This is a genomic window from Haloferax sp. AB510, from assembly GCF_024136985.1.
In the GTDB taxonomy this organism is placed as follows: Archaea; Halobacteriota; Halobacteria; order Halobacteriales; family Haloferacaceae; genus Haloferax.
In genome coordinates, this window is record NZ_JAMYJY010000014.1 from 39756 (window position 1) to 50964 (window position 11209).

The following is an 11209-nucleotide window of genomic DNA, read 5'->3' on the forward strand; positions in this document are numbered from 1 at the left end:
CGTCGAGCGGTCGGATGCGTGGTGTGCTGCGGATACTACCATCGGATGTCTCCTCACCCGGTTCGACTGCAGAGTAGTACTAATAGTTAATGATTGATAATGATAATATTAGTTAATGACTTAGTTCTGTACGAACGGATATTAGGCCCTAATTTGACACGTGGTAACACACCTATCCCGTCGCGCAGGGTCAGAGCGTTATCGGGTCCAGTCGGCGACCGGCCGTGTCACGCCGTGACGGGGCGTTCCGCGGACACTACGCTTAATCGCGTCCACGCCCGACGACGCACCAACGAATGGCATCCGCGATTGAGATACGCGACCTGACGAAGTCCTACGGCGACGTCCGCGCCCTCGACGGCGTCGACCTCGACGTTCCCGAGGGGTCGTTCTTCGGGCTGTTGGGGCCGAACGGGGCAGGGAAGACGACGTTCATCAACATCCTCGTCGGCCTCGTCCGCAAGACCGGCGGCGACGCGAGCGTCTTCGGCTACGACGTGGAAGACGACTACCGCGAGGCCCGCGACCGCATCGGCCTCGCGCCCCAGGAGTTCAACGTGGACCGATTCTTCCCCATCCGCGAAGTGCTCGAACACAAGGCGGGCTACCACGGGATTCCGCACGACGAGGCCCGCGAGCGCGCCGACGACGTGCTCAAGCGCGTCGGCATCTACGACAAGCGCGACACCCGCTTCGACTGGCTCTCCGGCGGGATGAAACGGCGGTTCATGCTCGCGCGGGCGCTCATCACCGACCCCGACCTGCTCATCCTCGACGAGCCGACCGCCGGGGTCGACGTGCAACTGCGCCACGAACTCTGGGAGACCATCGTCGACCTCAACGACAGCGGGACGACCATCCTGCTCACGACCCACTACATCGAAGAGGCCGAACGCCTCTGCGACGAGGTCGCCATCCTCGACTCCGGGTCCGTCATCGAGGTCGCCAGCCCCGAGGAACTGATGGACCGCGGCACCGACGACATCGTCGTCCAACTCCGCGACCCGCCGACCGCGGTGCCCGACTTCGCGGCCGACGACGACCGCGTCGAGGCCGTCGAACTGGACGGCACCCGCCTCGTCGTGACGGCACAGCAGGGCGGTCTCGTCGCCCCCGACGTGGTGCAGGCGCTCGACCGGCAGGGCCACGAAATCGTCGACCTCGAAATCTCCCGCACGTCGCTCGAAGAGGTGTTCGTCGAGATGACGAGACAGGGCGAGGGCCGCGCCACCGCGGAGGTCGAGCAATGAGCCTCACGAGCCTCGACGTGACCGGCTTTTACGCCCTGCTCCGTCGCGAAGTCCTCCGATTCGTTCGCCGCCCGCGCAACACGTTCGTCCCGCCGTTTATCACGAACGTGCTGTACTTCTCCGTGTTCGGCGTCATCCTCGGCGAGCGCATCAACGAAATCGCGGGCGTCCCGTACATCCTGTTTATCCTCCCCGGCCTCATCGTCCTCGGGGCCGTCTCGAACGCCTTCGAGAACGCGTCCTTCTCTATCTTCCACGGCCGCTGGAACCGCTACATCGAGGAGGCGCTGACCTCGCCGCTGTCGTACACCTCGATGGTCGGCGCGTACGTCCTCTCCAGTGCGACCCGCGGGGTGCTCGTCGGCGCGCTCGTCGCCCTCATCGGCGCGTTCTTCACGTCCGTCGGCGTCGCCCAACCGTTCTATCTCGTCGCGTTCATGCTCGTCATCACCCTGTTGTTCGCGGGCCTCGGCGTGGTCGGCGGCCTCTGGGCCGACGACTTCGACGACCTGACGATGATGAACCAGTTCATCCTGCGCCCGCTGGTGTTCTTCGGCGGCGTCTTCTACTCGCTCAACGAGATTCCGGCGACCTTCCAGCAGGCGTCGCTCCTCAACCCGATGATATACATGGTCAACGGCGTCCGCTACGGCTTCCTCGGCGTCACCGAGGTGGACCCGAACCTCTCTCTCGGCGTGCTGACGGCGCTCACGCTCGGCGTCGTCAGTCTCAACGTCGTTCTCTTCCGGCGAGGCTACGGACTGACCGACTAAGGCCGGTCGACCGTCATCGACCGTCTCCGGTGACGACCCGCCGTAGTCGGCTCATCTCTCCCCGTTGCCTCGCGTTCTTGTCTGAACAACTGTCTTTTACGATGACAAGTATTTTCACAACCGCTCTAGAAGTCACGTCCGCAGTATGGTATCAAAACCCTCCTCCGCGGCGTCGACGCGGACCGTTTCGGTCCTCGCCCTCGTCGCGGCCGTCCTGGTTGGAGCATTCCTCGCCCCCGTCGTCTACGACGCGGCCGCGCCCACCCCCGACAGGGTCGCGGTTATCTCGGTCGACGGGACCATCACCTCCTACACAGCTGACCAGCTGGAAGAGGACCTCCACGAAGCGCGAGAGAACGAATCGATAAAGGCCGTCGTCCTGCAGGTCGACAGCCCCGGCGGCTCTGCCGCCGCCTCCGAGCGGATGTACTTGGCGGTCAACCGGACCGCCCAAGAGATGCCCGTCGTTTCGAGCGTCCAAGGAACGGGCGCGTCGGGCGCGTACTACACGATGCTTCCCTCGGAGAACATCTACGTGACGCCCTCGTCGGTCATCGGGAGCGTCGGCGTCCGCGGTTCGGCACCCTACGGCGGCTCGTCCAACGAGATCCGCACCGGTCCCGACAAGGCGTCGATGACCCTCGACCACCGCGAAGCGCAGATTGAGACGCTGAAGCACGCCTTCGTCGGCAGCGTCATGGACCACCGCGGCGACGAACTCTCGCTGTCGCGCGAGGAGGTCGCCTACGCGAAGGTCTACACCGGCGCTCGCGCCACGCAGAACGGCTACGCCGACGACATCGGTACGCTGCAGACGGCCATCGACCGCGCCGCCTCCGAGGCCGGCCTCGAAGACTACGAGGTCGTCGAGAAGGAGCCCCCGACTCGTTCGGGAATCATCCTTCTCAGCTCGCAGAGCGGGAATTCGACGGTCGTCATCGAAGAGAGTCCCATCGGCTACGACGGCGTTCGCGCGCCGCAGTTCCTGATGGTGTACGGGCAAGTGCAGTACGAAGATGAGGTGATCGGTAATGTCTCAGCGTAACTTACTCGGCGGGACGGTCGTCTTCGCGGTCGCGCTCGGCCTCATCTTGGTCGGAGCCGCGGTGGCACCCTACGCCTTCCAACTCGGCGGTAGCGCCCCGGCAGACACGGAGAACGCCGCGAAGCAGGCGTTCGACGCGGACGAACTCGTCGCCACGCCCGGCCCCGAATCGGGCGACGTGACGATGGATTCGAACGCGGAGCCGAAGACCGTCCTCATCGACGTGGCCCACGAGAACGACGTGAGCGAGTCCGACGTACAGCCGCTCGTCGACACGCTCGTCGCCAACGGCCATCAGGTGAAGTACCTCACCCGCGAGGACGCCCAGCGGAACTTCAACGCCTCGCTCCGGAAAGCCGACGCCTTCGTCGTCGTCAACCCCGAACAGCCGTACACCGGCGACCAGCTCGCCGGCCTGCGTTCGTTCGAGGACGCTGGCGGCCGCGTCGCCCTCGTCGGCGACCCGCAGTCCGCGGGCACGACGAGCATCCTCGGTCTCATCACCGTCTCGGTGTCGTCCGGGACCACCGGCGGCGACGCCGGACTGACCTCCGACTACGGGGTCTCGTTCGGCTCCACGTCGCTGTACAACATGCACGACTACTACCTCAACTACGAGAACGTCTACGCCACGCCCGAGGGCGAAACCGCTCTGACCGAGGGCGTCGACGAGGTCGTGTTCCGCGACGCCGCGCCGCTTTCGGTCTCGGCCGACAGCGTCTCACCGGCGCTCGTCTCCGGCGGTGAGACCCGCGTCGAGTCGATTCGCAAGACCGGACCGTACACGGTCGCCGCCCAGAGCGAGACGGTTGTCGCCATCGGTGACGCCGACTTCCTCGCGCCCGAATCGGCCTACGAGGCCGACAACGAGGTGCTCGTCGGCAACCTCGCTGACTTCCTCGTCTCCGGCGACAAGGAAGCCGGTGCGCCCGCTCCGGCCACGCCCGAAGCCGGCGGCGCGCCCGGCTCGGCACCCGGACAGGGGACCGCCCCGACTCAGGCGTAACCGAACCGCATCGACTCGTATCGACGCGACCGGTCCACCTGTCTCAGCCATCGCGGGCGGCCGGTCGCCCGACGCCGACACCCAGCCATCACTCACGTGACCGAAGCCGGACTCCCGGCTTCGCTGTCCCGACTCGTTTCTTTCGTCGTACTTCGCCTCCCGTCGGTTGACGACTTCCTCAGGCGTCTTCGCCGCCGTCGGCGGTGACTCCGTCGGCGATGCGGTCCGCGTCGGCCTCGTCGGCCGCGCGACTCCGCTCGACCAGTCGCGCGAGGATGTCCGCGGAGACGCCCGACACGTCGCCGGCTTGGACGCCCCAGAGCGTCGCGTAGAGGCCGCCGAGTTCGACGAGTTCGTCGTGGGTTCCCGACTCGACGACTTCCCCCTCGTCGAGGACGACGATGGCGTCGGCCCGGCGGACTGTCGAGAGCCGGTGGGCGATGACGAGCGTCGTCCGGCCCGCCGAGAGGCGGTCGAGCGCGCGCTGGATGAGCAGTTCCGTCTCCGTGTCGACGGCGCTCGTCGCCTCGTCGAGGACGAGAATCCGCGGGTTTTGGAGCATCGCGCGGGCGATGGAGAGCCGCTGGCGTTGACCGCCCGAGAGCTTCACGCCGCGCTCGCCGATGCGGGTGTCGTAGCCGTCGGGGAGCCGCGAGACGAACTCGTGGGCCTCGGCGGCGCTCGCGGCCGCGACCATCTCCGGCTCGCTCGCATCGAACGCCCCGTACAGGAGGTTCTCCCTGACCGTCCCGTCGAAGAGGTACACGTCCTGACTCACGTAGCCGATTGCCTCGCGGAGACTCCTGATTTCGACGTCGCGCACGTCGTGGCTGTCCACGCGGACCGCCCCGTCCGTGGGTTCGTAGAGCCTGAGGAGGAGCTTCGCGACGGTGGATTTCCCCGCGCCCGTGGGGCCGACGAGCGCGACGGTCTCTCCCGGTTCGGCCGTGAACGAGACGTCGCGGAGCACCTCGCGGCCGGTCGCGTAGGCGAACGACACGCGGTCGAACTCCACGCGGCCGGCGACTGCGTCAAGGGCTGCGGCGTCGGGCGCGTCGCGGACGACGGCTTCCCGGTCGGCCAGTCCGAAGATGCGCTCGCCCGAGGCGCGGGCGTTCTCGTAGGAGTTGACGATGCGCCCCGCACCCGACAGCGGGTCGATGAACCGCTGGGTCATGAACAGGAACGTGACGAACTCGCCAACCAGCAGGTCGCCCGTGAAGGGCGCGGGCGGGCCGAAGATGAGCCAGACGCCGCCGATGGCGAACGTGGCGGCGAACGCGACGCCCGCGAGGAGTTCCATCGACGGCTGGTAGAGGTAGTCGAGTCTGACGACCGCGAGCGCCCGCCGGTAGTAGTCCATGGAGGCGTCGTCGACGCGGTCGGTCTCGTAGTCCTCGGTCGCGGAGGCCTTGATGACCTCCATCCCCGAGACGTTGTTCTCGATGCGGGTGTTGAGCGCGCCGACGCTCTCACGGAGCGCGCGGTACAGCGGCCGAATCGTCCGCATGAACCAGACGGTGAAGACGGCGAGAAGCGGGACGGCCACAAGCGTGACGACCGCGAGTTGGGCATTCAGGTAGAATAGCACGCCGGCGATGCCGACGACGGCGACGACCAACTGGAGGCCGCCCGAGAGCGTGCTATCGAGGAACGTCCGGAGGTTGCGCACGTCGCCGTCGAGAATCGACAGCACCTGCCCGGTCTGTTTGTCGTCGAAGAAGGCCATATCGAGGCGCTGGAGCGCGTCGTAGGTGTCCACGCGGACGGCGTGCTGGACGCGATTCGAGTAGACGGCGAGGCCGAGACCCTGCACCCACGAGAGCGCGACGCCGCCGACGAACGCCCCGATGACGAGCCAGAAACTCAGCCAGAACTGCCCGGAGACGGTCGTCGGGAGCCACGCCGACGGGACCAACGGGAGTGCGTACGCCGTGTTTCGGAAGAACACCGCGTCGATGGCGGCCCCGAGGACGAGCGCCGGCACGATGGCGACGAGCCGCCCGAGGACGCTCGCCAGTAGCCCGACGACGAACCACGCGAGGTTCTCGCGACCGTATTCGGCGAACAGGCGGACCATCGGGTCGCGCCCGGCTTTGAGGCTCACTTACCCGAGGTAAGCGTCCGGCGGATATGACGTGCGCGGTCAGGGGGGTTCCCGTCCACCGCGTGCGCCGCTTCGCTCAAATCTGCCCGCTTGCCCGCGCGAGTGAACAGCAATAAGGCCCCGACGCGTCGAGTCGGATTCATGCGCCAATTCATCGTCATCGGCCACGACGCGCCGACGACGCCCGACTTCTCGCTCGACGACATCGCGGGTGGGGCCGGCCGCCTCGACGTGCTCTGTCGCTGTGTGAACTCCGCGTTCTTCCTCTCGCACGACATCCGCGAGGACGTTCGGGTCCACCTCGTCCTCGGCGACGAGTACACCGTCCGCTTCGAGGGGTCGGAACTCCGCCGACTCAACCCCGACGAGCGCTCTACCGCCGCCCTGATTCGCAAGGCGCTGGAGAAGCGCGAGGAGGCAATCGGCCACATGCCGGCCGAGTCGTCGCCGGGAGTCTCCATCCGCCGGATGGGCTTCGAGACGACGCTGGAGGAGGCTGCCCGCGACGCGACCGTGGTCGAACTCCACGAGGAGGGCGACCCCGTGGTTCGGGTCGAACCGCCCGAGAACCCGCTTTTCGTCCTCTCGGACCACCACGACTTCACCGACGAGGAAGCCGAGTTGCTGGCGGCCGCCGCCGCCGAGCGGGTCCGCCTCGGCCCCGAGATTCTCCACGCCGACCACTCGATTACGGTCGCGCACAACTATCTCGACACCGCGGGCTATTCGCGGTACTGAGTCGGGGTCGGCGGTGTGTCACGCGGTCTGACGGTGGCCCACAATCACAACTGTTAAACGCGACGGTGGCTTGCCTCAAAATGCGGGCCGGTGGGGTAGCTTGGTATCCTTCGGCCTTCGGGTGGCCGTAACCTCAGTTCGAATCTGAGCCGGCCCATATTCTCCCCACCTTTCACGACCCACGAGCGACAGCGAGTGGTCTGAAAGTGTGGGAGATTTCACCCGGCGAAGATTCGAATCAGGGAACGAACGAAATGAGTGACCGTGGTTCGAATCTGAGCCGGCCCATTTCTACCCCTTTCAACGCCGACGAGCGCCGCGTAGCGTGTGCGAGTCTCCCCGAAACGGTTGTTTGGGCGACTGAAGATTCGAACGTCCGAGCGACAGCGAGGGAAGTTCGAATCTGAGCCACCACACCATTCGTCCTCTCTTATTCGGTGACACAGGCGGTTCTGTTAGGAAAATCACATCAACGCTCGCAATTCACCCATCAATACGTCGAACGCGTCACTCCCCGCGCCACCAAACCGAAAACCTTCAATAGTTTAGGCCAACCTAAATCTGTCGAGGGTGAGCGGTATCGACGGCTCGGCCGCCGTCCCGTCGCCGACGAACCCAAGGTGAGCGCGGAATCGGCCGGACGGCCGCAGGCAGTCGTGACCGCACGAGTCGGCGACCCGACGCTAGTCTTCGGCAGTCTGCTAGTCTGCTGTCGGGGACACGCGCGGCCGAGCCGACGAGATGTTGTTCGCGCTCGTGACGGCCCCGCTGTCGTCCGAGAACCGAAGCAATTATCTATTTTAGGTGGACCTAAAAATTATGGAACACGACGAGACGCCACGGAAGAGACTGACGCGGCGCGACTACGTGAAGTATGGCGGCGCGGCGGTCGGCGGCGGCCTGCTCGCCGGCTGTACCGGGGGGAACGATTCGGAGTCTACGGACGCCGAGACCGAATCGACGACGCAGACCGCGACCGAGACAGTCACGGACACGGAGGCCGAGACGGCCGAGGACAGTTCGTACTCGGTGTCGATGTCGCCGGTCGGCACCGTCGAGTTCGACGAGCCGCCGCAGAGCATCTTCACGCGGCTGACCCACCACGCGGGGATGGCGTTCGCGCTCGGCCGCGGTGACGACGTGAATGCGGTCAACGGGCCGGCGTACTACGACACGACGTGGAAGCAGTTTACGGCGCGACTCCCGGGCGTCGAGGTCGACTGGGCGGATCTGTATCCCTCGTGGGAGACGAGCAAGGAGAAGCTCTACGAGCTCGACAGCGACGTGCATCTGGCCGATCCCGCGTGGGTCGTCCAGCTCGAACAGTGGGACATGGACGACATCGAGGAGGTCGACGACAACATCTCACCGTGGTTCGGGAACTCGTTGAGCGGTCGTCACGCGTCGCCGACCGACGAGTGGACCGGCGACTACGAGTATTACACGCTGTGGGAGCAGTTCGAGAAGGTCGCGCAGGTGCTCAAAGAAGCGGAGCGCTACGAGGCCCTCGCGGCCGTCCACGACGACCTGCTCGCCACCATCGAGGCGGGTCTGCCGCCGGAAGACGAGCGCCCGAGCGTGGTGCTTCTCACGGCGGCCGACATCGAAAAGCAGATCTGGGCGTACACGGTCGGCACCCCCGGATTTATGACCTCTCACATCCGACCGCTCGCACCCCGCGACGCGTTCGAAGGCTCTATCGAGTCCGGCTCGAACGTCGACTTCGAGGCGCTGTTGGAGGCCGACCCCGACGTCATCCTCTTCCTGAGCGGGATGCAGCCGAACGTCAGCATGAACGACCTCCGGGCAACGCTCGAAGACGACCCCGTCGCCGCGGAGATTTCGGCGGTCCAGAACGGCCGCGTCTACCCGCAGGGCGCGCGCTATCAGGGTCCGATTCTCAACCTGTTCCAACTGGAGATGAGCGCCAAGCAGTTCCATCCCGAGGAGTTCGGTGAGTGGCCGACCTCGGATGGCGGTCCGTACCCCGAAATCCCGGAGGAAGAACGGCTGTTCGACCGCCAGCACGTCGCCGACATCATCAACGGCGAGTTCTGAGCGGTCGCCCACGCCGCACCGACGGCCCCGCCAACCGGCCCCGCATTCTCCGTCGCCGAACGACACAAGAGATTTGTTCCGTCCTCGACTCCACCACATAGACAGATGACGGACCGACCCGCGTTCGACCGACGGGCGTTCCTCGCCGCGCTCGGGGGCGTTGGTCTCGGGTCGCTCGCCGGGTGTTCGGCCCTCGGCGGCGACTCAAGCGAGACCACGAGCACCGCCGCCCCGACCGCCAGCGTCGACGCCGACGTCGCCCGCGACCTCGCCGCGCGGTTCGCGCCGACGCTCTACTTCGACGCCGCCGAGACGTGGTTCCCGACGGATCCGCGGTCGTACGCGAGCGACCGGGACGGCGAGACGGTTGTCGACGGCTTCGACGCGCTCGACGGCTATCACGCGACACAGCGGGAGACCGGCGAGCGAGCGCCGGAGCCGACGGTGTTCTACAACGTGGTCCGATACGAGGACTCGTCGCTGACGGCCGTGCAGTACTGGTTCTACTCGGTGTTCGACCAGTTCACGACGAACTTCCACTGGCACGACTGGGAGGTGTTGCACGTCTTCGTCGACACGGCGGACGACGAGCCGGTCCCCCAACTCTACGTGGCGAGTTCGCACTCGCGGTCGGTGCCGAACAACGAGTTCCTCGACCCGGATCCCGAGCGCCCGCCACGGGTGCTGTCGGAACTCGGGTCGCACTCCAGCGCGCTCTCGCTCAACGACCGGGCCGACCGGTTCCAGCGGCTCCCGGCGGGCGGGACGTTCGCGGACATCACGAACCGGGCGTTCGACCGCATCGAGGACGCCGCGGAGATACCCATCGCCTACGGCCTCCCGCGGGACGAGGGTGCGCGCCTGCCCTACGTCCTCCCGGAACTCGACGGCGTGCCGGTGTACGAGGATGAACGACTCCCGTCGGTTACCCGCGAATCCCTCGTCAGCGAGGCGCTCACGGTGCGGTCGTTCGACGCGCTGTCGTCGCCGCCGACGGACTTCCCTGCGCGCTCGACTGGGCTGGTGTTCGGGCCTGAGGCGACCGACGAGCGCGACACAGACGCGGACGCGGACGCAGACATCGAGTACGCGCTCGTCCCCGCGGGCGAGGTCGAACACATCTCCGAGTTCACCGGACCGCAACTGAGCTTCGAGTTCGTGGTCCCGACGTTCGCCGAAGACGCGATTGCGAGCCACCTCACGACGACGAGCGCGCCGTGGAGTCAGCCGCGCTACGCCGACCCCGCGGCGGACATCACCGACCCGACCCACCGGAGCGCCCTCGCCGAGCGGTACGACGTCGTCGACGAGCCCTCGGCGCTCAACACGCTTTTCGTCCGGGTGACCGAGGCCGTCACCGACGCGGACGCGCCGGACGGTGAGGGCGTGACGACCCGCGAGTCGGGCGTCGAGTCCGTGCTTCTCTTGGAGAGCGACCCCGAGGCCGCGCCGACGTTCGGCGGACTCGGCGTCCTGCAGGACGTGCCCGCGGGCGAGCACCGGCTCACGGTCAACGGCGCGGGGTCGGCACCCCACAGCGAGACGGTTCAGGTGGGTGACGCGGGGTCCGGTTCGGGGTCCACGTCGGAGACCGAATCGTCGTCTGGCGACGATGACAGCGACAGCGACACCCTCACCACGGCCGGGGTGGACGGCGAAATCCCGCTCGTGGCGCGGGAGTCGGCGACGAAAGTCGAGGTCGACGCTGACGGCACGGATCGCGACCTGACGGCGCTCGCGCTCGAAGACGACTTCGGCGGCCGACTGTACGACGCGCCGCTATCCGGGCCGGACGCCGTCTACGTCCACCGCGGCGGCGCGTACACCGTCGAAGTCCGCGACAGTGACGACGAACTCGGCGCGTTCCGCGTGAACCCCGACCCCGTGAACGAAGAGTCGGATTCGGACGGCGACGCCGCGCCCGACTCGATTCCGAGCGTCCGCATCGACGAACCCCGAACCGGGAAGGCGTCGCTCGCGACGTTTCTCGCGGATATTTCGGCGGAGACGGCCGCGGCGGTCGCGGCGGTCGACGAGGAAGACAGCGGTGACAGCGACGGCTCGGATGATTCGGGTACTTCGGACGACTCGTCGGGCACGGGTACCCCGGACGACTCGACCCAAACGTCGATGAGCAACGGACAGGAGAACGCGATTCGCGGGCTGGCGCAGGCGCTCGAATCGGTCGCCGAGGCCGCGCGCCGGGCCGCGGAGCGCGCCGAGGCGGGCGAC

At 66.8% G+C, this 11209-nt stretch carries 8 protein-coding genes and 1 tRNA gene; 8 read left to right on the top strand and 1 reads right to left on the bottom strand.

Annotated elements, in window-relative coordinates:
• Nucleotides 1–296: 296 nt before the first annotated feature.
• The 4 genes from NKF06_RS04595 (at nt 297) to NKF06_RS04610 (ending at nt 4074) form a co-directional block, all read left to right on the top strand.
• Nucleotides 297–1250: an ABC transporter ATP-binding protein gene (locus NKF06_RS04595; protein ID WP_253244661.1), complete on the top strand. Its 954-nt coding sequence runs from the start codon at nt 297–299 to the stop codon at nt 1248–1250.
• Entirely contained in the window at nt 1247–2023 is a 777-nt protein-coding gene (locus NKF06_RS04600) for an ABC transporter permease (protein ID WP_253244662.1), read from the top strand. The genes NKF06_RS04595 and NKF06_RS04600 overlap by 4 nt, the downstream gene beginning before the upstream one ends.
• 145 nt (nt 2024–2168) lie before the next feature.
• Nucleotides 2169–3068 (top strand): S49 family peptidase, encoded by a 900-nt coding sequence (locus NKF06_RS04605; RefSeq protein ID WP_253244663.1) that lies wholly within the window; start codon nt 2169–2171, stop codon nt 3066–3068.
• The gene (locus NKF06_RS04610) at nt 3055–4074 is read left to right on the top strand and encodes a hypothetical protein (RefSeq protein ID WP_253244664.1); all 1020 of its coding nucleotides are present in this window, start codon (nt 3055–3057) and stop codon (nt 4072–4074) included. The genes NKF06_RS04605 and NKF06_RS04610 overlap by 14 nt, the downstream gene beginning before the upstream one ends.
• Nucleotides 4075–4252: 178 nt before the next feature.
• Here NKF06_RS04610 and NKF06_RS04615 read toward each other — a convergent pair whose 3' ends face one another.
• Nucleotides 4253–6154: an ABC transporter ATP-binding protein gene (locus tag NKF06_RS04615; protein WP_253244670.1), complete on the bottom strand. Its 1902-nt coding sequence runs from the start codon at nt 6152–6154 to the stop codon at nt 4253–4255.
• 168 nt (nt 6155–6322) lie between these two features.
• On the opposite strand from NKF06_RS04615, the gene trmY reads away from it, so the two are divergent.
• From trmY to NKF06_RS04635, 4 genes are all read left to right on the top strand, one after another.
• Nucleotides 6323–6919: a tRNA (pseudouridine(54)-N(1))-methyltransferase TrmY gene (gene trmY / locus NKF06_RS04620; protein ID WP_253244665.1), complete on the top strand. Its 597-nt coding sequence runs from the start codon at nt 6323–6325 to the stop codon at nt 6917–6919.
• 84 nt (nt 6920–7003) lie between these two features.
• Nucleotides 7004–7076 (top strand) — tRNA-Pro (locus NKF06_RS04625).
• A gap of 662 nt (nt 7077–7738) precedes the next feature.
• Nucleotides 7739–8977 (top strand): ABC transporter substrate-binding protein, encoded by a 1239-nt coding sequence (locus NKF06_RS04630; protein WP_253244666.1) that lies wholly within the window; start codon nt 7739–7741, stop codon nt 8975–8977.
• A 105-nt stretch (nt 8978–9082) separates the two neighbouring features.
• On the top strand, nt 9083–11209 hold a 2127-nt coding region (locus NKF06_RS04635), incomplete at its 3' end, for a hypothetical protein (protein WP_253244667.1).